The 23,813-nt window shown below is 42.0% G+C and carries 23 protein-coding genes; 10 read left to right on the top strand and 13 right to left on the bottom strand.

All coding sequences use genetic code 11. The annotated features are described in order from the left end of the window. Window positions 1-274 precede the first annotated feature (274 nt). The 5 genes from leuD to recQ form a co-directional block, all read right to left on the bottom strand. Complete coding sequence (gene leuD / locus FNZ24_RS10720) at window positions 275-880, bottom strand: 3-isopropylmalate dehydratase small subunit (protein WP_153914480.1); 606 nt, start codon at window positions 878-880, stop codon at window positions 275-277. 23 nt (window positions 881-903) lie between these two features. Then, complete coding sequence (gene leuC / locus FNZ24_RS10725) at window positions 904-2,319, bottom strand: 3-isopropylmalate dehydratase large subunit (protein WP_153914481.1); 1,416 nt, start codon at window positions 2,317-2,319, stop codon at window positions 904-906. After that, window positions 2,319-3,413, bottom strand: coding sequence for a 3-isopropylmalate dehydrogenase (leuB, locus tag FNZ24_RS10730; RefSeq protein ID WP_153914482.1), 1,095 nt, complete (start codon window positions 3,411-3,413; stop codon window positions 2,319-2,321). The genes leuC and leuB overlap by 1 nt, the downstream gene beginning before the upstream one ends. Continuing rightward, the gene (leuA, locus tag FNZ24_RS10735) at window positions 3,410-4,978 is read right to left on the bottom strand and encodes a 2-isopropylmalate synthase (protein WP_153914483.1); all 1,569 of its coding nucleotides are present in this window, start codon (window positions 4,976-4,978) and stop codon (window positions 3,410-3,412) included. Before leuA ends, leuB begins: the two co-directional genes overlap by 4 nt. A gap of 949 nt (window positions 4,979-5,927) precedes the next feature. Next, window positions 5,928-7,802, bottom strand: coding sequence for a DNA helicase RecQ (gene recQ / locus FNZ24_RS10740; RefSeq protein WP_153914484.1), 1,875 nt, complete (start codon window positions 7,800-7,802; stop codon window positions 5,928-5,930). Between the two features lie 191 nt (window positions 7,803-7,993). On the opposite strand from recQ, the gene FNZ24_RS10745 reads away from it, so the two are divergent. Both FNZ24_RS10745 and rarD read left to right on the top strand, forming a co-directional pair. Continuing rightward, on the top strand, window positions 7,994-8,458 hold the full coding sequence (locus FNZ24_RS10745) for a thioesterase family protein (protein ID WP_153914485.1): 465 nt from the start codon (window positions 7,994-7,996) through the stop codon (window positions 8,456-8,458). A gap of 246 nt (window positions 8,459-8,704) precedes the next feature. Then, window positions 8,705-9,601, top strand: coding sequence for an EamA family transporter RarD (rarD, locus tag FNZ24_RS10750; protein WP_153914486.1), 897 nt, complete (start codon window positions 8,705-8,707; stop codon window positions 9,599-9,601). A 37-nt stretch (window positions 9,602-9,638) separates the two neighbouring features. Here rarD and FNZ24_RS10755 read toward each other — a convergent pair whose 3' ends face one another. The 5 genes from FNZ24_RS10755 to radC all read right to left on the bottom strand — a co-directional run bounded on the left by FNZ24_RS10755 (window position 9,639) and on the right by radC (window position 13,399). Further along, the gene (locus tag FNZ24_RS10755) at window positions 9,639-10,160 is read right to left on the bottom strand and encodes a PH domain-containing protein (protein WP_153914487.1); all 522 of its coding nucleotides are present in this window, start codon (window positions 10,158-10,160) and stop codon (window positions 9,639-9,641) included. A gap of 117 nt (window positions 10,161-10,277) precedes the next feature. Further along, entirely contained in the window at window positions 10,278-11,603 is a 1,326-nt protein-coding gene (gene argA / locus FNZ24_RS10760) for an amino-acid N-acetyltransferase (RefSeq protein ID WP_153914488.1), read from the bottom strand. Between the two features lie 579 nt (window positions 11,604-12,182). Then, the gene (gene rpmG / locus FNZ24_RS10765) at window positions 12,183-12,356 is read right to left on the bottom strand and encodes a 50S ribosomal protein L33 (RefSeq protein ID WP_011494790.1); all 174 of its coding nucleotides are present in this window, start codon (window positions 12,354-12,356) and stop codon (window positions 12,183-12,185) included. A 6-nt stretch (window positions 12,357-12,362) separates the two neighbouring features. Next, window positions 12,363-12,599: a 50S ribosomal protein L28 gene (rpmB, locus tag FNZ24_RS10770; RefSeq protein WP_055025225.1), complete on the bottom strand. Its 237-nt coding sequence runs from the start codon at window positions 12,597-12,599 to the stop codon at window positions 12,363-12,365. Window positions 12,600-12,721: 122 nt separating this feature from the next. Continuing rightward, entirely contained in the window at window positions 12,722-13,399 is a 678-nt protein-coding gene (gene radC / locus FNZ24_RS10775) for a RadC family protein (protein WP_153914489.1), read from the bottom strand. Between the two features lie 174 nt (window positions 13,400-13,573). Between radC and coaBC the strand changes: the two genes are divergently transcribed. The 7 genes from coaBC to FNZ24_RS10810 all read left to right on the top strand — a co-directional run bounded on the left by coaBC (window position 13,574) and on the right by FNZ24_RS10810 (window position 20,057). Next, entirely contained in the window at window positions 13,574-14,767 is a 1,194-nt protein-coding gene (coaBC, locus tag FNZ24_RS10780) for a bifunctional phosphopantothenoylcysteine decarboxylase/phosphopantothenate--cysteine ligase CoaBC (protein WP_153914490.1), read from the top strand. Further along, window positions 14,764-15,222 (top strand): dUTP diphosphatase, encoded by a 459-nt coding sequence (gene dut, locus FNZ24_RS10785; protein ID WP_153914491.1) that lies wholly within the window; start codon window positions 14,764-14,766, stop codon window positions 15,220-15,222. Before coaBC ends, dut begins: the two co-directional genes overlap by 4 nt. Window positions 15,223-15,256: 34 nt before the next feature. Beyond that, the gene (slmA, locus tag FNZ24_RS10790; RefSeq protein ID WP_153914492.1) at window positions 15,257-15,850 is read left to right on the top strand and encodes a nucleoid occlusion factor SlmA; all 594 of its coding nucleotides are present in this window, start codon (window positions 15,257-15,259) and stop codon (window positions 15,848-15,850) included. A 94-nt stretch (window positions 15,851-15,944) separates the two neighbouring features. After that, entirely contained in the window at window positions 15,945-16,730 is a 786-nt protein-coding gene (locus tag FNZ24_RS10795) for a tetratricopeptide repeat protein (RefSeq protein ID WP_194945040.1), read from the top strand. Window positions 16,731-16,829: 99 nt separating this feature from the next. Beyond that, a complete protein-coding gene (locus tag FNZ24_RS10800; RefSeq protein ID WP_153914494.1) occupies window positions 16,830-18,755 on the top strand; it encodes an alpha/beta hydrolase family protein in 1,926 nt (641 codons plus the stop codon). Window positions 18,756-18,961: 206 nt separating this feature from the next. After that, a complete protein-coding gene (gene folE, locus FNZ24_RS10805) occupies window positions 18,962-19,606 on the top strand; it encodes a GTP cyclohydrolase I FolE (RefSeq protein WP_153914495.1) in 645 nt (214 codons plus the stop codon). Between the two features lie 52 nt (window positions 19,607-19,658). Continuing rightward, window positions 19,659-20,057, top strand: a complete 399-nt coding sequence (locus FNZ24_RS10810; protein WP_153914496.1) for a hypothetical protein — start codon at window positions 19,659-19,661, stop codon at window positions 20,055-20,057. Between the two features lie 87 nt (window positions 20,058-20,144). On the opposite strand, the gene pyrE is transcribed toward FNZ24_RS10810, so the two are convergent. After that, on the bottom strand, window positions 20,145-20,786 hold the full coding sequence (gene pyrE, locus FNZ24_RS10815; protein ID WP_102476567.1) for an orotate phosphoribosyltransferase: 642 nt from the start codon (window positions 20,784-20,786) through the stop codon (window positions 20,145-20,147). 103 nt (window positions 20,787-20,889) lie between these two features. After that, the gene (rph, locus tag FNZ24_RS10820) at window positions 20,890-21,603 is read right to left on the bottom strand and encodes a ribonuclease PH (protein WP_055025233.1); all 714 of its coding nucleotides are present in this window, start codon (window positions 21,601-21,603) and stop codon (window positions 20,890-20,892) included. 255 nt (window positions 21,604-21,858) lie between these two features. Between rph and FNZ24_RS10825 the strand changes: the two genes are divergently transcribed. After that, entirely contained in the window at window positions 21,859-22,854 is a 996-nt protein-coding gene (locus FNZ24_RS10825) for a 2-dehydropantoate 2-reductase (RefSeq protein ID WP_153914497.1), read from the top strand. A 171-nt stretch (window positions 22,855-23,025) separates the two neighbouring features. Here FNZ24_RS10825 and lgt read toward each other — a convergent pair whose 3' ends face one another. Next, the gene (gene lgt / locus FNZ24_RS10830) at window positions 23,026-23,808 is read right to left on the bottom strand and encodes a prolipoprotein diacylglyceryl transferase (RefSeq protein WP_153914498.1); all 783 of its coding nucleotides are present in this window, start codon (window positions 23,806-23,808) and stop codon (window positions 23,026-23,028) included. Window positions 23,809-23,813 lie beyond the last annotated feature (5 nt).

The raw sequence follows: 23,813 nt of genomic DNA on the forward strand, positions 1-23,813 counted from the left end.
ATATTTAAAATTTTTAAACACTAGTACGCTTAAAAAGCCAGTGATTAAAACTGCTTTTTTACTAAAGAGCTACAAATGAAAAAATTAAACAATTAATTCAGAGACTTAATACAAGAACAATTCTTCAAACCAATAAAAAAGCCTCTACAGATAACAGTAGAGGCTTTATGTAAAATCATCTTGGTACAAGTGTGCGCTGAATGTTAATTATTTTGATTTTTGTTAAACAAAGTTAAATGCTCAATTTAATTAATCATCAGGCTCAACTAATATTTTAGCTGCGCCAAGCTGGGATTTTCGCTTCATAATCGCTAATCGCTTGGGCATATTCAAGCGTTAACCCAATGGCATCTAATCCGTTTAACAACTTATGTCTTGCTGATTCAGCAATAGTAAAACTGAACTTGCTGCCAGATGGAGATGTCACGGTTAATGACTCTAAATCAACAGTAATATTAGCGCCTTCACTCGCCTCAACTTCAGCCATTAACTGATTAACTTGCTCATGGGTAAGTTTAACGGGCAACAAACCATTATTGATTGAATTACCGTAAAAAATATCCGCAAACGTTGGCGCAATCACCACTCGTAAACCAAAGTCAGCTAACGCCCAAGGTGCGTGTTCACGGCTTGAGCCACAACCAAAGTTTTCTTGAGCCAATAATACAGAGGCTCCTTTATAGCGTGGTAAGTTTAGCGAGAATGTTGGGTTATCTTGCTCACCTGCTTCATCTAAATAACGCCAGTCATGGAATAAATGTACTCCAAAACCATCACGGGTCACTTTTGATAAAAATTGCTTCGGGATAATTTGGTCAGTATCGATATTCGCGCTATCAATCGCCACCGCTAGACCAGTATGTTGAGTAAAAGCTTGCATCTGTTTGTCCTTTTGGATGACGGTTAATAAGGCTTACGAATATCCACAAAGTGGCCAGCAATTGCAGCAGCGGCTGCCATCGCAGGGCTCACTAAGTGAGTACGACTACCACGGCCCTGTCGACCTTCGAAGTTACGGTTACTGGTCGATGCGCAGCGATCGCCCGCTTCTAAGCGGTCATCATTCATTGCCAAACACATTGAACATCCAGGTAAACGCCATTCAAACCCTGCTTCTAAGAAGACTTTATCTAAGCCCTCAGCTTCAGCTTGTAGCTTAACTTGACCAGAACCCGGCACCACAATCGCCACGACGCCGTCTGCGACTTTACGGTTCTTAGCGTGATGAGCTGCGGCACGTAAATCCTCGATACGAGAATTAGTGCACGATCCGATAAACACCTTATTAATTGGAATATCGACCATTTTAGTACCTGACGTTAGGCCAATGTACTCTAGCGCTTTTTCCATACTTCCACGTACCGTGGCATTAGACTCTTTAGCTGGATTAGGCACTTCTGCATCAATGGGCACCACTTGACCTGGGTTAGTTCCCCAAGTTAATTGCGGCGCAATATCAGCAGCTTCAAGAACAACTTCAGCATCAAACTGAGCTCCTTCATCTGTTTTCAGTGCAGTCCAATCTTTAACGGCTTGTACCCAGTCATCACCTTTTGGTGAAAATTCGCGGCCCTCGAGGTAATCAAACGTGGTTTGATCTGGCGCGACCATACCTGCTTTAGCACCCATTTCGATGGCCATGTTACATAAGGTCATGCGGCCTTCCATTGATAAAGCTTCAATGGCTTCACCACAAAACTCGACAACAAAGCCAGTACCACCATCCATGCCTAAGCGGCCAATAATAGCGAGTACGATATCTTTAGCAGTAATACCTTCAGCCACTTGGCCACGTACTTCCACTTTCATGGTTTTGGCTTTAAGTTGACGCAAGGTTTGCGTTGCCAACACGTGCTCAACTTCAGAAGTACCAATACCAAATGCTAGAGCGCCAAATGCACCGTGAGTTGCGGTATGCGAGTCACCACACACAATGACCGTACCAGGTAAGGTAATCCCAAGTTCTGGGCCCATTACATGGACAATACCTTGGTTTGGATGGTGAATATCATAAAGCTTCACGCCAAACTCTTTACAGTTTTGCGCTAACGTTTCCACTTGAATACGCGCCATTGGGCTCATTGCATCAAGGCTTGCACTCAAGGTAGAGATGTTATGATCCATAGTGGCAAAGGTTTTTTCTGGCGCACGTAGTTTTCTACCCGCCGTTTTTAGACCACTAAAAGCTTGTGGTGACGTCACCTCATGTACCAAATGGCGGTCGACATAAATAATCGGCGCTTCTGCTTCTGGCGAAGCTAACACATGAGCATCCCATACTTTTTCATATAAGGTTTGCGCTGAAACTTGATTGGCCATTAGACACCTTCCTTAACAGCATTTGCGATAAAGTCGCCCATTTCTGAGGTCGATTTCGCATTATGACGCTCATCGCTACTTAATAACTCACCGGTTAAATACCCTGCAGATAAAGCTTTACTGACAGCACGCTCAATCGCACTCGCCGCATCTTCAAGTTTTAGACTGTGACGTAGTAATAATGCGGCTGATAAAATTTGCGCCACAGGATTTGCAATGCCTTGTCCTGCAATATCTGGTGCACTTCCACCAGCAGGTTCGTACATACCAAAACCTGAACTGTTTAAACTGGCTGACGATAATAAGCCCATAGAGCCGGTTAACATGGCAATTTCATCTGAAATGATGTCACCAAATAAGTTTGAACATAACATCACATCAAATTCATTCGGACGACGTAAAAGCTGCATCGTCGCGTTATCAATGTAGATATGTTCAAGCTCAACATCAGCAAAGTCTTTCGCCACATCTTCAACTACTTCACGCCATAGTACTGAACAGGCCAGTACATTGGCTTTATCTACCGAAGTGACTTTTTTACTGCGGCCTTGGGCGGCTTCAAATGCGATACGGGCGATACGTTCGATTTCACGTCGGCTATAACGCATAGTATCGAACGCTTCTTCATCAGCGCCTTCGCCTTGACGACCTTTTGGCTTACCAAAGTAAATGCCACCTGTTAATTCACGGACACAAAGCACATCAAATCCGCGAGATGAAATATCGCTGCGAAGCGGTGACATGTGCTCTAATCCTGCATGTAACTTGGCAGGGCGTAAGTTACAGAACAAGTCAAAATGACCACGTAACGGCAACAATGCGCCACGTTCAGGCTGATCGTTAGGCGCTAGATGTTCCCATTTAGGACCGCCAACACTACCGAATAACACGGCATCTGAAGCTTCACAGCCTTTTAAAGTTGAATCTGGAAGTGGGCAACCATGGTTATCAATGGCAATACCACCGACATCGTACTCAGCATATTCAATGTCTAGTTCGAACCTGGCTTCTACTTCTTTAAGCACTTTACGCGCCTCAGCCATGACTTCAGGACCAATACCATCACCTGCTAATACTGCTACTTGATAACTCATACTCCACCTAACTCCCTATCTTTATGAATCTGTTGTTTGAAATCAGCGACCTTATCTGCGCGATACGTTAAGTTCATCACGTGCACTAATGCTTGTGCTGATGACTCAACCACATCTGTCGCTAAGCCGACGCCGTGGAATGTCTGCTTATTGTATTCAGCAGTAATATCCACCTGACCGAGTGCATTTTGGCCTTCGCCTTTGGCACCTAATTTGTAATTGGTAATATTGATGGTGCGGCCAGTAGCGCGAGCAATGGCGTTATATGCCGCATCGACTGGACCATTACCTGTGGCTGCTTCGGTAATCTCTTTACCATCAACCACAATGCGAACCGTTGCCGTTGCCACACCTTCGGTTGAATCTGAATGCACCATTAAATGCTCTAGCGAATAGTTATCATCGTCTTGAGATTGCGCTTCCATAAACACCAAAGCTTCAAGATCATAATCAAACACTTGGCCTTTTTTATCTGCCAAGTTCAAAAATTGTTCGTACAAGGTATCCATGTCGTAATCAGTTGCCTTGTAGCCCATTTCTTCCATACGGTGTTTAATCACATGGCGACCTGAGCGCGAAGTCATATTCAAGTTGTTACGGTTCAAACCTATGCTTTCAGGGGTCATGATTTCGTAGGTATTCTTGGCTTTTAGCATGCCATCTTGGTGAATACCTGATGAATGAGAAAATGCATTGGCGCCCACAACCGCTTTGTTCGACTGAATCGGCATATTACATAACTGACTCACAAGCGATGAAGTGCGGTGGATTTCTTTGGCGTTGATATTACTTTCAAGGCCCAATAAATTCTTACGCGTCGACAAAATCATCGCAATTTCTTCTAGTGAACAATTACCCGCACGTTCACCAATACCATTTACAGTACACTCAATTTGACGAGCGCCATGCTCGACAGCCGTAATCGAATTCGCCACCGACAAACCTAGGTCATCGTGGCAATGCACCGAAATCACTGCTTGGTCGATATTAGGTACGCGATTAAACAAGGTTTGAATAATGCCGCCAAATTCACTTGGCACCGTGTAACCCACAGTGTCAGGAATATTAATCGTACGTGCACCCGCTTTAATCGCTTGTTCTACCATGCGGCACAAGTTATCAATTGGCGTGCGTCCGGCATCTTCACAAGAAAACTCAACATCATCAGTAAACCGGCGCGCATATTTAACCGCGCTGACGGCCATTTCTAATACATCGTCAAACGAGCGCTTTAACTTGCTCTCAACGTGAATGGTCGAAGTTGAGATAAAGGTATGAATACGGAACTGATCAGCAACTGACATTGCTTGGGCTGCAGCATCAATGTCTTTTTCAAGTGCGCGAGATAATGCACATACACGGCTATTTTTAATCGTTTTCGCAATAGTCTGCACCGATTCAAAATCACCAGGAGATGACACAGGGAAGCCCACTTCCATAACATCAACACCTAAGCGCTCAAGTGCCAGTGCGATTTGAAGCTTTTCTTTCACAGTTAAACTTGCCGCTAACGCCTGTTCGCCGTCTCTCAATGTGGTATCAAATATTATGACTCTATTGGACATCAGTTTTCTCCATCGAACTTATAGTTCCCGTAAAAGTTTGCTCGCCTAGCTAACAATTTAATCCTGTGACTTGGTACTGCTTAAATCCAATTCGTTAGCTGTAAATGTTCGTTCAATTTGTTGGTTTAATTGGTCAGTTTTTAAAATCAATCGGTGTTAGAAACAAAAAACCCCGCGGCTGTTAGCGCGGGGTTTGTGAATGCCAGTAAACTTATTTAGCAAGTAACACAAAGGACTCCGCGCAAATATTGCGTAAGAGAAGAAGGAGACCTAGGAGAATGCTACCGCTATAAATATTCATTAAAGTTAACTAATTATTCTTAATTTAAAATGTTCTATACCCACTTTTTAACGTGACCAGCCTGCTGTGTCAACCCTAATTTATTCATCTTTTAGCCAACGACTCAAAGAAAGCCTCAGGATAACGATCAACAAACAGTGTAAAACCAAGTCATTTACAGCAACAATTTTAGCGTAAAGCTTGATATACACTGATTTAAGCAATTATTTTCACTCAATTTTAGCCTGAAAAACCTATTCAAATTAATGGATATTTTTTGCATAAATAAATTTAAAAAACATCAACCCGATTTGTTATAACAAATATGAAATAAGCTTAATTTAATTGAGCGAATGCAAACGCGGAGGTTTTTTAAATAAAAAGCAGGATCGTTCGAATTCAGAAACAAGACAGCAGCCATTTTATTACTTATTAAGCCCAGCTTGTCGTGTCTTGCTTGGAGAAAGGATGACTTTTTTATCGCTAAGCTGATTATAGATAGGCTGATCATAGATAGGATAATTATAGCTAGGCTTATCATGGATAAACTAGTTATAAGTGAGCCAAACACGAGTAAGCTAAGTACAAGCTAACTATGCATTGAGTAGGCTAATTACAGTAAGACTGGAACGGCTTTATATCAAATGAATGCTACGACAAAACAGCCAATTAGTTTTCAATCAGATATTGGCTAATTTCATCTAAAAACGCATTACCAAAGCGACTCAATTTACGCTCACCGACACCATTGACCGCTAGCATTTCACCTGCGCTAGTTGGCACCATAGCTGACATTTCAGCTAACGTTGCATCATTGAACACCAAATAAGGTGGCACATCATGCTCTTCAGCCAATTCACGGCGTAATAGCTTGAGGCGGGCAAACAACTTACGATCATACTGCTGCGGCGCACGTGATGAAGTTGTACGACGCTTTGTGGTCACTAACTGAATACGAGGCTCTGCGAGTTTTAGCTTCACCTCACCACGTAACACAGGTCTTGCTGACTCATTGAGCTTAACCGATGAACCTCGAGTGATATCTTGGCTTGCAAGTCCAAGGTGAATAAGCTGACGAGTTACCGATAACCAATATTCATGACTATGCTCTTTACCAATGCCCCAAGTGGATAACTTGTTATGACCTCTGTCCATCACATTAGCGGCTTTTGAACCGCGCAATACATCAATCACTTGGTTAACGCCAAAGTGCTGATTGAGCCTAAAGATACAAGAAAGCACCTTTTTAGCGTCTTCAGTGCCATCATATTTCTTAGGCGGATCGATACACACATCGCAGTTACCGCATGGTTTATCTGCGCTTTCATCGAAATAATGCAATAACACTTGGCGACGACAAGTTTGCGCTTCAGCAAAAGCCGCCATGGTATTCATTTTATGAAACTCAACATCTTGCTGCGGGCCTGGCTCTGATTGCTCAATCAGATGTTTTACTCGGCCAATATCTGCCGGGTCAAACAACATATACGCTTCGGCATCTAAGCCATCGCGCCCAGCACGACCCGTTTCTTGATAATAAGATTCGACACTTTTGGGGATATCATAGTGCACCACATAACGCACATTTGACTTGTTAATTCCCATGCCAAAAGCCACTGTGGCGACCACAATATCAATTTTGTCTTTTAAGAACTTATCTTGAATATCGACACGCTCTTCTTGGGTCATTCCCGCATGGTAAGCAGCCGCGCTAAAGCCTTGCAGTTTTAAGCGGTCAGCCACTTCATCTACCCGGCGACGACTACTGCAATAAATAATGCCATTACTGCCTTTTTGCAGCTGTAAAAACTGTTTGAGCTGATTAGCAGCGTTGAGTTTTTCAACCACAGTGTAGCGAATATTAGGTCTATCAAAGCTGGATAAAAGACAAAACGGCTGAATTTGCAGGCGCTGACAAATGCTGTCTCTGGTCGCTTGATCTGCGGTGGCCGTTAACGCCATTAACGGAATATAAGGGAATATCTGTTTTAACTGACCAAGAGCTGCATATTCTGGTCTAAAGTCGTGCCCCCACTGACTGATACAATGGGCTTCATCAATGGCAAACAGTGACACATTGAGCTCATGCAACCGCTCAATAAAATCTGGCCTTAACAGGCGTTCAGGCGACACATAAAGCAGTTTAATCTCGCCTTGATGCAAACGGCGTAAAATAGATACAGTTTCATCGCGAGGTAGTGACGAATTTAAATAAGCAGCAGCTACACCCGATTGGGTCAAACTATCTACTTGATCTTTCATCAATGAAATCAAAGGAGAAACAACGACAGTCAAACCTGGAAGTATCAATGCTGGCAGTTGGTAGCACATACTCTTGCCGCCACCCGTAGGCATAATCACTAAGGTGTCTTGCCCACTTAATGTTTGCTCAATAATCTCCCGCTGCCCTTCGCGAAAATCTCGATAACCAAAAATTTGCTGTAAATGATAACCAAGCACATCCTGCGCTTCATGCTGAGTCGCGTTGGGGATGACGTCGATTTGATCTACTGCTTGGCTTGAGCTTGAAATAGGACTGTCCATTTTTTGGGCTGAAGATAACGAGCGTCATTTTAAAGCACTGCTGTGCAGAAGTCTCGATGCAATGTGGTAAACCCTAAACTAACTGCTCAAATATGCATCATTGATTTTATAAAGCTAATTAAGTTAGATTAAATGCTCTATCTGATTTAAAGCACGTTTCTCGGCTTAAAATAACTATAAACAGGCTAACTATGACCACGGACGTTCAAACAGAAATACTAAAGCAAGTCGCTGAAATTTTTGATAAAAACATTCCCTTCCATAACCTACTAGGATTAAACATCCAGCACTATGATAAAAATGGTGTGGAGGTTGTCATTCGCTTAAAACCCGAGCTTATCGGTAATATCTATCAAAACATTCTCCATGGTGGCGTATCAGCAACCTTATTGGACGTTGTTGGAGGACTAACCGCTTTTGCAGGGTTAGTATCAAGCCGTGATGACTGGACTTATGAGCAACTTGAAAAACGCTTAACCACATTGGGGACCATCGACATGCGGGTGGACTTTTTACGCCCAGGCCGTGGAGAAGTGTTCACTGGCACAGGTCGAGTCATTCGTTCAGGTAATCGCGTGTCAGTTTGCAGCATGGAAATGCACAACGAAGACGGCATGCAAATCGCACTCGGTACAGGGACTTACTTGGTCGGTTAAGCTCACTATTACTAAAACAAGAGTTACTAGTACAAGAGTTACTTGAACAAGAGTTATTTGCACAAGAGCGATAAAGTAAGCACTAAGAAGCAACAGTAACCATTTTGTTGCTTCAAACTCGTTCAGATCTATACAGTTTAAATAGCAACTCAGGTCTTATGAGTTAATAGATTTCGCGAATAACTTGAGTGATCATCCTGAGCAACCTACAATCGCCCTCTCTTTCTTTCTGCGCAGCTGGGTTCCATGCAAGAACTTGAACACCGTAAAGGCATTGCCCTTGCCATTTGTGCCTATTTCCTTTGGGGAATTGCACCACTTTATTTTAAATTATTAAGCGATGTTTCTGCATTTGAAACCTTGGCTCACCGTGTGGTGTGGTCATTCTTCTTCATCATTATCTTAATGCAGTTTATCGGTGGATTCTCGCGCCTGAAACTCGTTCTGAAACAGCCCAAACAACTGCTGGTGTTAACCGTAACCTCGGTACTGATTGCAGTGAACTGGCTGATTTTCATCTGGGCGATTAACAATGACCACATGCTAGATGCCAGTTTAGGCTATTTTATTAACCCATTATTCAATGTGTTGCTTGGGATGGTGTTCTTGTCTGAGCGCCTACGAAAACTACAGTGGGTCGCTGTCGCACTTGCCAGTATTGGTGTGCTGGTTCAGCTAATCTCGTTTGGTTCAATTCCACTGGTTTCGCTAGCTTTGGCCTGTTCTTTTGGTTTTTATGGCTTATTGCGTAAAAAGGTCAACATTGATGCTAAAACAGGTTTATTGGTTGAAACTGCGATTTTGTTGCCTGTGGCGTTAGGTTATTTAATGCTGACCATAGACACTGCTACAGCCAACATATTCACCAATGATATGACGATGAACTTAACCCTTATCGCTGCCGGTATTGTCACTACAGTGCCACTATTATGTTTTGCAGGCGCTGCGATGCGTATTCCTTTGTCAATGCTAGGTTTTTTCCAATATATTGGCCCGAGCATCATGTTTATTCTGGCGATATTTTTATATAACGAACCCTTCGATATTGAAAAAGGCATCACCTTTGGCTTTATTTGGAGTGCGTTAATAATCTTTACTGCAGATATGGCATTGCAGCGAAGACGCCGCATAAAGCAAACTTAGCCCGTAAACCAATAAGTCAGTGCCAATAAGGCGGCAACTATTCCAGCAAAGCAGCGATTTTGGTCATTGCTGTTTGCGGGTTTTCCACAGATAACAGCAGCGTATAACCTTTGTCTGTTGGCACCAAAAGCACTTGTTCATTGGTCGTCACCGATACCAACGCCTTGTGGTCATTTTTAAGCGTAAACCAACCCAAAGAATATCCTGTTAAGCCCAACCCGTTGGTTCGTCTATTAGGGGCGAATTGAGGCGCTTGTGATAGGTTTATTAACTGCGCTTGCTGCCAATCCACCTCGCCCGCCTCAAAGTGTTGACCATATAATGGAATATTCACCTCAACAGCGCCCGACTGACTTACCGATATCCTTGCTTGGCTCGATTGATACATGGTGAGCGAAAACAAAGCGAAAACTGCAATAATGATCCCTAAGCTTGAATAAAACGCCGCACTTGGTAACTTTTTCACTTTCAGCAGTATCGTTAACAGCACTAAGCCAATTAACAAACCAATAAAATTCGCCATGGCATTACTAGAGAGTCCTGCAAGTTCAATATTCATTATTTTTCCAAAGGCTTATAAGTGCTAATTGCGAGCTGATAGTTTTGTCGAGCATAACAAAAATGCCACCCATGTATGACCATGAAGTGGCATTTTATTACGCTAAATTTGTAAGGTTTATAAATCTAACGCTAAAATTTTTGATTTACGCTGGAAGTTATATAACTGCTTTTTCACATTCGGCAAGGCATCAACTTCAACGATATTAAAGCCATGCTCCAAGAACCAATGAATACTACGCGTGGTTAATGCAAACAAACGTGAATAGCCGCGTACTCTGGCTTGACCGATAATATTATTCAGTAACACACTGCCGCGATCTGCATCGCGATAATCAGGGTGCACCACCAAGCAGGCAAACTCACCGGCATTATCTTCTTCAAATGGATACAAGGCCGCACAACCAATGACTAAACTGTCACGTTCAATCAGCATGAACTGCTCAATTTCCATTTCAAGTTGCTCACGGGAACGACGTACTAAAATACCTTGTTCTTCTAATGGACGAATTAAATCCAGCACCCCACCGATATCGCCAATGTTAGCCCGTCTTAAACGTTCAGCACTTTCGGTAACAATTTGAGTACCAATACCTTCACGGGAGAATAGCTCTTGCAGCAAAGTACCATCTTCAAGATAACTAACTAAGTGACAGCGAGGCACTCCATTTCGACATGCATCAATACTGGCCTTTAAGAACGCCATTGTGCCCACACAAGCTTGTCCAGCTTGGTTCATTTCATCCCAAATGGTTTGCGCGCCATTTGGCATCAGCTCCGCAATCACTTCACCTGTTTGATCTAAAATACCGTGGGTATTACTAAAACCGATAATCTTGTCTGCTTTTAATTTGATGGCAACTTGGGTCGCAACCTCTTCGGCAGTTAAGTTAAAGCTCTCACCAGTCACAGAGACCGCCATAGGGCCCATTAACACAATACAGTTGTTATTTAGCTGACGTTCAAGCCCTTGGGTATCAATACGGCGCACCTTACCCGTCAAACAAAAATCGACACCATCATCAATACCAAGAGGCTGAGCAATAACAAAATTACCGCTAACCAAGTTAATTTGTGCATTTTGCATGGGCGTATTACCCAAGCTCATGGATAGCCTTGCGGTAATATCAAACTGCACCGCGCCTGCAACTTGCTTAATCACTTTTAACGAGTCTTCATCGGTGATACGGACGCCATTGTGATAAGAAGGCTCAATATCGGCATCATGAAGCGCCGCATCAATCTGCGGCCTTGCGCCATATACCAGTACCACTTTGATACCTAAAGAGTGCAACAAGGCGACATCATTTAAAATGCCGCGAAACTGATTATGTAATAACGCTTCGCCGCCCAACATGACCACAAAGGTTTTTCCTCTGTGAACATTTACATATGGTGCAGAATGACGAAAACCATCAACAAGCTCTGTGGTTCTTGAAGGCACATTAACCCCTAACAAGTAATCGAATCGGTTTTATTAGCGAACTCGCCAATAAATATAATTAATCAATATTATTGCATTTAAATTCACTTTAAAAGCTTTATATTCTATTGATAATGACTTTTTAATCTTTAAAGCATGAATACTTATTGAATCTGCCTAACTGTTAACCAGTTATATAAGCAAGTTGATTAATCCAATTTGCGTTAACAAGCTTAGTTGCTGAATCCATGACCTATTAATAAGGCGACACTTTTAGCCTATATGTGGGCACATAATTTTACACATAAACAGCAAAATAAAATATTAAGCCACTTACCTACTGTCTATAAACTCACAATGCGGCAGCCTAGAGACGCAAGATGACAAATTAAAGACCAGATCGGCTTTAACCCACAAACCCACTGTAAAGTTATCTTGCTAGTGTTAATTAGACGTTTCAGTGATGGCGAGTAAAGTTCTGATAAGAAAGAAGAAGTATTAGGAGATTAACAATCGAAAAAGCAGAGTTTAGTAAGGATTGGATAAAAAAATGCCAAAAAAAAGCCCCAATAAAGGGGCTTTTCAAAAGATGCTAATCAATTACTTGATTTTAGCTTCTTTGTACATAACGTGCTGACGAATAACTGGATCAAATTTCTTGATTTCCATTTTTTCAGGCATGTTACGCTTATTTTTTTCAGTAGTGTAGAAGTGACCAGTTTTAGCACTAGATACTAATTTGATCTTCTCACGATTACCTTTAGATTTAGCCATTTTCTATTATACCTTCTCGCCGCGGGCACGAAGTTCTTTAACTACAACTTCAATACCTTTTTTGTCGATGATACGGATACCTTTAGTAGATACACGTAGTTGCACGAAGCGTTTTTCTTCTTCTAACCAAAAACGGTGGTTTTGTAGGTTAGGTAAAAAACGACGACGAGTCGAATTTTTAGCGTGCGAACGGTTGTTACCAACCATAGGCTTCTTGCCAGTAACTTGGCATACTCTTGACATGTCAATCTTCTCCAAAAACAATTTTAAAACGCTCGAGCATTTATGTGCCTCGTGTGGCCGTCGCCCGAGGCACAAAGAGGGCGCATTTTATACACGATAACAAAACTAAGATCAAGCATTGTTTATAATATCCATCCACGCTCAGCGAAGGAAACTATCTCTTGATCGCCTACAACCATATGATCTAATAGAGAAACATCGATAGTTGAGAGGGCTTTTTTTAATCTGTCAGTAATTTGCCGATCTGCCTGACTTGGCTCTGCAATGCCAGACGGGTGATTGTGACACACTATGACTGCCGCAGCCTTTTTCTCCAGCACTAGCGCTACCACTTCACGTGGATAAACTGATGCCGAATTAATCGTTCCGCGGAATAATTCTACAAACTGAATCACTCTATGTTGGCTATCCAACAATAATAATGCGAACACTTCATAGGATCGGTCTGCTAATTGTCTCATTAAATAGTCCCGAGTTAAATCAGGATTTATTAAAATTTGTCCTCTATGCATATTTTCTTCGAAAATTCGCTTAGAAATCTCCGATGCAGCCTGTAATTGAGCATATTTTACCGGCCCAATACCCGCCAACTGACACACTTGAGACTTAGGCGCAGCAAATAATGGCCTTAATCCACCAAATCGGCTGATCATCCCTCGCGCTAAATCGACCGCATTATGTCCTGCTAATCCGTTACGTAATAGTACCGCTAGAAGCTCAGCATCAGATAAATGCCCTGCACCATGTTTTAATAATTTATCTCTTGGGCCTTCTCCATCAGGCCAATCTTTAATTGCCATAAACACTCCCTTGTTTATTGGGCTATATATTCATAATTAGTTTGCTGTTAACAAACTAAACTTAGCTCACTTGAGCAATGAGTATGGTCGAAAATTTTAATTTCGGATCATCCCCATTAAAGCCGTTTGTGATATCGTAGCGGCAATAAAGCGAATAGCAGGATTGAGCACAACATGCTGACAAATAAAAAAGTCCTTTTAGGAATTGGTGGCGGTATTGCAGCGTATAAAAGCGCTGATTTAATTCGTCGTCTTAAAGAACGTGGCGCAGACGTCCGTGTAGTAATGAGCCAGAGTGCAATGGAGTTTATTACTCCCCTGACCATTCAAGCCTTGTCAGGCCATCCTGTTGCCTCAGATTTGCTTGACCCAGCTGCAGAAGCGGCAATGGGACACATTGAGTTAGCACGTTGGGCTGATGTGGTTATCGTAGCCCCAGCCACTGCTAATTTAATTGCCCGTATTAATGCAGGTATGGCAGATGAGCTATTAACCACCACCTGTTTAGCCACTGAAGCGCCTGTGATTATTTGTCCAGCAATGAATCAGCAAATGTATCGTAATCAAGCGACCCAAGAAAACCTTGCTAATGTTGCTCGCAAAGGCATAACAGTGTGGGGCCCTGCCAGCGGTGACCAAGCCTGTGGCGAAGTTGGCCCTGGTCGTATGCAAGAGCCTCTAGCCATTGCCGAGCAGTTAGTGCAATTCTTTGGCCCTAAACCACTCACTGGTCATAAACTACTATTAACTGCAGGCCCAACACGCGAACCTATTGATCCAGTGCGATACATATCGAATCACAGCTCAGGCAAAATGGGCTTTGCCCTCGCCTCAGCGGCAACCCAAATGGGCGCTGAAGTCACCTTAGTCACAGGGCCTGTTAACTTAGCAACACCACTTGGTGTAAAACGTGTTGATGTTGAATCAGCCCAAGATATGCTCAATGCCGTAATGGATAATGTTGATAACCAAGATATTTTTATCGGCTGCGCAGCAGTAGCGGATTATCGACTTGCTGAAGTTGCCGAATCAAAAATTAAAAAGTCGTCTGAAAATATGCAGCTTGCGCTTGTGCGTAACCCTGATATCTTAGCCAGCGTTTCAGCACTGACTAAACGACCTTTTACTGTAGGTTTTGCTGCAGAGACCGATAACGTAGAAGAATATGCCCGTGGCAAGCTTGAACGTAAAAAGTTGGACTTAATTGCCGCTAACGACGTATCAGTAGCTGGCCTTGGTTTTAACGCTGATGCTAATGCGTTACATGTTTTTTGGAAAGATGGTAGTCAACAACTGCCTGCAACCGATAAACTGACGCTGGCAAAACAATTACTTACTCTGATAGCGACAAAAATTAAAACATCATGAAAACACCTGTAGAACTTAAGTTACTCGACTCTCGCATTGGCGGTGAGTTTCCGTTGCCAAACTATGCCACTCCAGGCAGTGCAGGTATGGACTTACGTGCCATGATCGATACCACTATGGTTATCGAACCTGGTAAAACCGTCTTGATCCCTACAGGTATTGCCGTACACGTTGCCGACCCAAGTCTTGCAGCGGTCATTTTGCCGCGCTCAGGTTTAGGCCATAAGCACGGTATTGTACTTGGTAACTTAGTGGGATTAATCGACTCTGATTATCAAGGTCCATTAATGGTGTCTTGTTGGAATCGCAGCGATAAGCCATTTACATTAGAAATCGGCGACAGATTAGCCCAACTGGTTTTTGTTCCTGTCGTACAAGCACAATTTACCTTAGTCGATGAGTTTGATACCTCAGATCGTGGTGAAGGTGGATTTGGTCACTCTGGTACCAAATAACCTTTACAAGTAGTCACAAGCCTAGGAATAACAAATGGCGGCTAGCCCAAAAATAAATCGTCGTGAGCACATTTTACAGTGTCTCGCGCACATGCTGGAAACCAGCCCTGGCCAACGTATCACCACTGCTAAATTGGCAGCGGAAGTTGGTGTTTCTGAAGCGGCGCTTTATCGCCACTTCCCAAGTAAAGCAAGAATGTTTGAAGGCTTAATCGAGTTCATCGAAGATGCCATTTTATCTAGATTGAATATCATCATGGATGAAGAGAAAGACACCATGAAACGCTGTGAGCTAGTGCTACAGTTATTACTGGTCTTTTCAGAACGTAATCCTGGTATTTCGCGAGTGCTTAATGGTGATGCTTTATTAGGTGAAAATGAGCGTTTACGCAGCCGTATTAGCGGCTTATTCGCTAAAATCGAAACTCAAATAAAACAAATCCTGCGTGAAAAAACCTTACGTGAAGGCCATGGATTTAGCTTAGATGAAGCCATCCTAGCTAATCTATTACTCGCCATCGCAGAAGGAAGAATCGCCCAATTTGTTCGCAGTGAGTTTAAACAAAAGCCAACTGAACATTTCGATGAGCAATGGCAGTTTGTTCAGCAGCAATTGTTACGTAGCTAGCACAATATACAAAACAAGCTATTATATAGTTAAAATCAATTAGCGTATCTTGAAGATGCGCTTTTTTTTTATCTTAAATATTCAAAGGACTGAAATGAAAAATTTAACGCTCGGTTTATTGCTACTAATGTTTTCAACATTTCCAGCGCAATCAATGATTCAGACGACCTCTAAAAGTTTGGTCAACACTTGCGAAACAAAAGAATGTCATAATTACTTTGTGAGATTCAAAAGCTTTTCTAAACAAGGGTATGTCGATGCGATGTATGTTCTAGGTGAATTTTATTATCAGGGATATGGTACACAACAGAATACAGAAAAAGCACTAAAATGGTATAGAAAAGCAGCCAAATACAACTCTGGCCATGCACAATTTAAAGCTGGAGTTATCTACTTGAAAGAAGGTGAATTTCAAGATGCTGAACGTGGCGTAAAATACCTCGAAAAAGCCAGTAAAAATAATTTGAATGCTGCGACACACCTTCTTGGCTTGCTATACCTTGAAGGTGAATTAGTCGATAAAGATATCGAAAAAGCAAACACTTACTTAACAAAAGCTTATGACAATAAATACCCTGACACAGTGAAGTTTATTGCTATAAATAAAGATAATGACAATTTCACTCCTATCTTTGAATCAGCCCCCCTGAATATCCAGTCGGTACTAACACCAACTGGTGAAATGGAGACAATAAATGTAACTGCACCTACACTGAATGAGGTTTTTGACATACAAATATCATATTTTGAATCGACATTACCTAATGGTGCTAGAGCAACTGGCACTAATATTCCAGGCCGTTCATGTGCTGAAGTGATCTCATGCGGTGTAGAAGCCAATCGAGAAAGAATACGCGACTTCTTCTTAATGGGTTGGTAAAACAGGAACATCTATATAAAACTTAAGTATTGCAAAATTCAATTATCAACTTAGAATGCGTTTTAACACATAACAAAAACGCAACATCAAGGAAGATTTATGAGGTTTGCAATTCTAAGTTTTCTATTGATTTGTTTCTTACAAGTCAATAGCGCTACTGCCGCTCCAAAAAATACAATCAAAGAATTCAGTGCATCTGCTGAGTTCACCGAGATCAAAATATCGCCGGAAGGCGATTACCTATCAGGTGTCGTTATCGATAAAGAAAGCGATAAACGCACACTCATCATTGTTGAACTAGAAACGCTCAAACCGACTTACATTGTCAACTTCAAAGGCAAGGGAGAAGTCGGCAACTACCACTGGGTTAATGCTGATCGTATTGTGGTTCAAAAAACATATAAACGAGTTCGCTTTGAAACCTCTTCTTACCGCGGCGAAATGCTTGCAGTAAATGCCGATGGTAGCCGCTCGGAATATATTTTTGGGTATAAAGAAGGCTTAAGAGCATCGGGTTACGTACTCGATACATTACCTGAAGATAAAAAGAAAATTTTAGTCATGGTATATCCATGGACTGGCACTAATAGTGCTGCAACATCAGTTTATGAAGTCAATGTCTATAACGGCAAACGCAAAAAGTTGACGGTTTCTCCTATCAGCAATGCAAACTTTCTTGCCGATCATGATAAAAATATTCGATTTAGCTTTGCGAGCGATCGTAAAAATAATCATCTAGTTTACTATTTCGATGAAAAATTAGATAAATGGGTTTCTGCAGAAAGTTTCATTGAAGGCCTAGAAGAGTTTTACCCACTTGCATTTTCTGAAGACGGAAATTCTATTTATGCTTCTGCGATTGAAAATAAGCAAACAAGAGCGATTTATCAAATCAAGTTGCCTTCTGGCGAGCGTGAAAAGATAATTCAACACCCCGTGGTAGATCCATCCGAAATCTATATCGATGATCAAACAAAACTGCTTTACGCGGTTGAGTTTGAAAATGGTTACCCAGAATATGAGTTTTTGGATAAAGATAGCTCAAAGGCTAAACAGTTAAATCAATTAATGATGGCCATACCTGATCATCGTGTTCGTATTGTAAGTGAAACACTTGATGGCGAAAAAATGGTTGTTATCGCCATGAATGATAAAAACCCAGGTGACTATTACCTTTTTGATACTAAAAATAAAAAAATAAAATATCTATTTTCTGAAAAAAGTTGGTTAGACCCAAACCATATGTCTGAGGTAAAACCTATTGAATTTACTAATCGCTATGGCGCTAAAATTCACGGTTACTTAACTCTCCCTAAAGGTATTGAACACAAGAACATGCCATTTGTAGTTAACCCTCATGGCGGACCTCACGGACCTAGAGATTACTGGGCGTTCAACTCAGAGAATCAATTGCTAGCACAAAATGGAATCGCTGTTTTACAAGTTAACTTTACTGGCTCTGGTGGCTACGGAAAGCAATTTGAAGAAAATGGATACCGAGCATGGGGAACAAAAATTCAATACGACATCATTGACGGAACCAAGTTCATCATTGAGCAAGGCATAGCAGACAAAGAAAGAATATGTATTTCGGGTGGTAGCTTTGGCGGGTACTCATCACTTATGGCACCAACAATCGAACCTGATATGTATAAGTGTGCGATCGGTACAGCTGGTGTATACGATTTAGAAGAACTGTTTGATAGTGGTGATATTCCGGAATCTTATTCAGGCGGAGCTTTTTTAGATACAGTCTTAGGCGATGATAAAGCAAAGCTTAAAGCAATGTCACCAAGCCATAACGTTGATAAATTGAAAGCCAATATTTTATTACTACATGGCGAAGAAGACGTTCGTGCGTCAATGGAACAATTTGAAGCGATGACTGATGCTTTAGATAGAGCTAACTATCCATACCAGCAGCATGTGTGGGATAAAGCTGGTCATGGATTTTATGTCCCAGAAAGCCGAGAAAAATACTTTCAATTATCACTTAAGTTTTTAAAAGATAATTTAAAATTATAATCATCCTCTAACACCAAAGCCGATACTTGACTAAAAAGGTCGGCTTTTTTTATTTCAATAATATTAATTTGACTCAAATCACGCTATTATCCCCGTCCCTTGAGATTGCTGCGGTTAACGCATTCACGCGAAATACCACGACAGCAACAAGGCGATTTATAACATACACTCAGTAATACGTATTACCCCTGTGGTTGGAGGATAAGATGGCATTAAGTGAAGCCGCGTTAAAAGTTAAAGCAGCACTGACTGAACAAGGGCTTGAAACCCCAATGTTGCCGCAAACTCGAACTGCAGAAGAGCGTAAAGATAAAATTGAGCATCACATGAAAGAAGTGCTGACGTTAATGGCGTTAGACTTATCAGACGATAGCTTAATGGATACACCGCGCCGTATTGCCAAAATGTATGTCGATGAAATCTTCTCTGGCCTTGATTACCAAAACTTCCCTAAAATCACTGTCATCGATAATAAGATGGGCGTTGATGAAATGGTACGAGTTCAAAATATCAGTTTAACCAGCACCTGCGAACACCATTTAGTGACCATTGATGGCTTTGCTACGGTGGCTTACTTGCCGCGCACTAAGATTATTGGCCTATCGAAGATTAATCGCATTGTGCGCTTCTTTGCCCAGCGACCACAAGTACAAGAAAGACTGACTCAGCAAGTGCTGGTTGCCCTGCAAACCTTACTTGAAACCAAAGATGTTGCGGTAAAAATGGACGCTGTGCATTACTGCGTTAAATCTCGCGGTGTGATGGACTCAACCAGCTCAACCACCACCACTGCATTAGGCGGGATTTTTAAATCTAACCCAGCAACAAGAGCAGAATTTCTGGTTAACTAATCATTGAGATCACTAGAGGTTTCAATCTTCTTTAATATTACAAGGATGTTTTATGAAATATGTTTTTCTATTTTTAGTATGCTTCTCTGGTTGCGTGATTGCAGAAACTGAAATACTCACCGTAGACAGGTCTGTATCTGGTAGTTTTCAATCCTCCTTTGATAATCCTCAAAAAGTATTTGCAGATATTAGTGATTTTCAGGTTATCAATTGTGTACTTATGAGTAATGACAAAGGGGAGAGGTGGGCTGTCATCACTGTGAATAATACAGCTAATGGACAACGAACGTTAAACCAAAAACATCTACTTGCTTTATTTGCTAACGGTGACCGAATAATGCCTGCTGCTTTCACTACTAGATTTGAACGTAATGAGAGCTTATCTATTACGATCAATTTCGGTGAAAATAAATTCCCTATTCTTGAAGTTTATTCAAGGTTGGAAGTTTAATAAATAAAAAACACTGCAATAAAATCCCAGTGTTTTTTATCTTAGTACTAAACAACCTGATGTTATTTAATAAGTAGAAGTATCGGATTAAATACCGTATTGCTCGCGGTAAGCACTCACTGACGCTAGCTCTTTTTCCATACCTGGTTTTTCAGATAAGTAGCTAATCAGGTCAGATAGCTTAACGATAGACACGATGTCACAGCCAAAGTCGCGCTCAACTTCTTGAATCGCTGACAACTCGCCTTTACCTTTTTCTTGTCTATCAAGTGCAATTAACACACCTGCTAAGCTTGCATCGTGTGCAGCAATGATTTCCATTGACTCACGAATAGCAGTACCCGCGGTGATCACATCATCCACTAGCATCACTTTACCCGCAAGCTCGCTACCCACTAATGAGCCGCCTTCGCCATGGGTTTTCGCTTCTTTACGGTTAAAGCAGTAAGGCACATCTTTATCGTGATGATCACATAAAGCCACAACGGTAGTTGTCGCAATCGGGATACCTTTATAAGCAGGACCAAACACTAAATCGTAATCGATACCAGAATCAACCAATGCAGCAGCATAAAAACGACCTAAACGCGCTAAATCACGACCCGTGTTAAATAAACCCGCATTGAAAAAGTAAGGGCTAGTACGGCCTGATTTTAAGGTGAACTCACCAAAGCGTAATACCTGACGCTCAAGAGCAAATTCAATAAACTCACGTTGATATGCTTTCACATTATCTCCTTAACACTGTTATCTGTTGGGTAATCTTTTTTGTATTAAATGCAGCTTAAAAAAAGGGCCACCTTATTCAAGTAGCCCCTTAATCAAATACGCTTTAGCTTAATGCCGCTTTTTGCGTATCGACAATTTCGCGAATGCCGTGCTTCGCAAGCTCAAGTAAGCTTAATAACTCTTCGTGGCTGAATGGCTCACCTTCGGCAGTGCCTTGGATTTCAATCATCTTGCCAGTTTCAGTCATCACAACGTTCATGTCAGTTTCAGCAGCGCTATCTTCGATATATTCTAAATCGCAGATTGGCTCACCTTTGTAAATACCAACACTTACAGCAGCAATTAAGAACTTAAGCGGGTTAGTTTTTAAAATGCCTTTACCACGCGCCCAGTTTAATGCATCGACTAATGCAACACAGGCACCAGTAATCGCAGCAGTACGAGTACCACCATCAGCTTGAATCACATCACAATCGATTACGATAGTGTTCTCGCCTAAGGCTTTCATGTCTACCGCAGCACGTAATGAACGGCCGATCAAACGTTGGATTTCTTGAGTACGACCAGACTGCTTACCACGTGCCGCTTCACGTTGCATACGGCTATGAGTCGAACGAGGAAGCATACCGTATTCAGCAGTTACCCAGCCTTGGCCTTGGCCTTTAAGAAAACGCGGTACGCCTTCCTCAAAGCTTGCAGTACATAACACTTTAGTGTCACCAAATTCAACCAACACCGAACCTTCAGCATGAGCTGTAAATTGACGAGTAATCGTAACTGGACGAGATTGTGCAGGTGTTCTGTCGCTTGGACGCATATGCATTTCCTATTGTGTGGAATCAGTGACTAAATTGGCCTTAAGCCTAAGTTCTAGCTAAGGTCGGGCATATTATCCTTGGTAGCGCCTTCAATCAGCAGCTAACAAGATAAACCCACAACCAACGCTCATAATTGAACAGCATTATAGTGACTTGTTAGCCTTGATGCCACGTCAAACAAAACCCTTATTGGATTTTTATTAACAAAACGGCACACTGGTCAAAGGAATGTGACTCATGCTTTAAGGGAAATGATGAAAATAGCCATCTTTGGTGCAGGTTCAACAGGATGTTACTTAGCCGGCGAATTACTCATGGCTAAACTCGATGTCAGCTTAATTTGTCGCGAGCGCATTAAACGCAGCATTATCGACAATCAAGGCATCACGCTCACAAGCTACCAAGGCTTGCATCAAAAAGTCATGCCGAACGCACTGCTCACCGAAGTTGACACAGACACACCCAGATTCGATTTGATTTTTGTCACCTTAAAATGTCATCAAGTTAGTGAGATTAGTGAGCAACTACTGCAGTTATCCCACCAGCAAAGCACCATAGTGTTAATGCAAAACGGCTTAGGCAGTTTAGATGAAATTAAGCAAGCACTCGCTAACATCTCAGCGCAGCCAAGGCTGCTGATACAGGGCATAACCCCGTTTAATGTCCTGCAAAAAGACCATGCCACCTTTCATAAAGGCACCGAAGGTGAATTCACTTTTGCCAATTCGCCCCATACGCAGGCTATTCAACAAGCAATGCTTTCTGCAGGCTTAAGTTGCACCTTGGCAGAGGATATGGCGCCAATCATTTACGGCAAACTACTGCTTAACCTCAATAATGCGCTCAATGCCATCACCGATGTACCGATTAAGCAGCAACTGAGTCAAAAACAGACCCGTAAATTATTAAGCCTTGCGATGAAAGAATGGCTAAGCGTGTGTCAAAAAGCCTGTTTGCCGTTAGCACAATTCACCAAAGTAAAACCCCAATGGTTACCGCTTATATTGTCCTTACCCGATAGCCTGTTTACACTGCTAGCAAAACAAATGCTCGATATCGACCCACAGGCGCGCTCATCCATGTGGGAAGACATACAGGCTAATCGTAAAACCGAAATAGACTATTTAAACCAAGCCGTAGTCAAACTCGGGCAGCAACATCAGGTCGCTACACCCGTTAATGCCGCAATCGTCAGTGCAATCAAGCAGCTAGAACAGGGCCAAAAGGTCGATATTAAATCACTGGGTTAATCGGTATAAAAAAGGCCATGACTTTAATCAGTCACGGCCTATGATTAGCTTTTAGTATCTTATTAAATCAACAGTCAATTAAATCAACAGCCAATTAAACAACAGTCTGCTTAATCGACTAGCTGCTGAATCGACTAGCTGCTCAATCGACAGTCTGCCAAATTAACTAGCTTACTTCTGCTTTTTTACAAACGGTAAAATAAGCAAAGCCACACCCACAAGTAAAAACGGAATACTCAGTAATTGCCCTGCACTCATGGTCCACTCAGTGGCATAAGCCGCTTGCTTCACTTTGACCATTTCAATGGCCCAACGCGCACTGAATACGCTACATAAGAACAAGCCGAATATAACGCCGTGCTTTTCTTTTAAGTTAGTAAACTTGTACACAGCATAAAGCGAAATAAAGATAATTAAGTAGCTAATCGCTTCGTATAACTGTGCAGGATGGCGCGGTAGTAAGTCCACACGCTCAAAAATAATGCCCCAAGGTTTAGTAGTCGGCAGACCTAAAATCTCAGAGTTGGCAAAGTTAGCCATACGCACAAAGAAGCCAAATATCGCGGTCGCAATTGCTAGCCTATCCAATAGGAATAAAAACGGCATATCAGTTTTACGCTTGTAGTAATACAGCGCTAATATCGCCCCTAACCCGCCGCCATGACTGGCTAAGCCGCCTTCCCAAATCGCCAGAATCTTCATCGGGTTAGCAAAGTAATAACTCGGATCGTAAAAGAAACAATGGGCTAAACGCGCACCAACAATAATCCCCACCACACAGTACATCAGTAAGTTATCTAACGACTCAACATCCAAGCCCTCTTTTTTGTACATGCGCTTCATTACCTGAAAACCACTGGCAATCGCCAATGCAAATAATGCCCCGTACCAATGTACTTTAAGACCCATAAATGAAATTAATACCGGGTCGAGATTCCACACGAAATGGTCCAATTGCC

It is taken from the genome of Shewanella sp. TC10, assembly GCF_009663145.1.
In the GTDB taxonomy this organism is placed as follows: domain Bacteria; phylum Pseudomonadota; class Gammaproteobacteria; order Enterobacterales; family Shewanellaceae; genus Shewanella.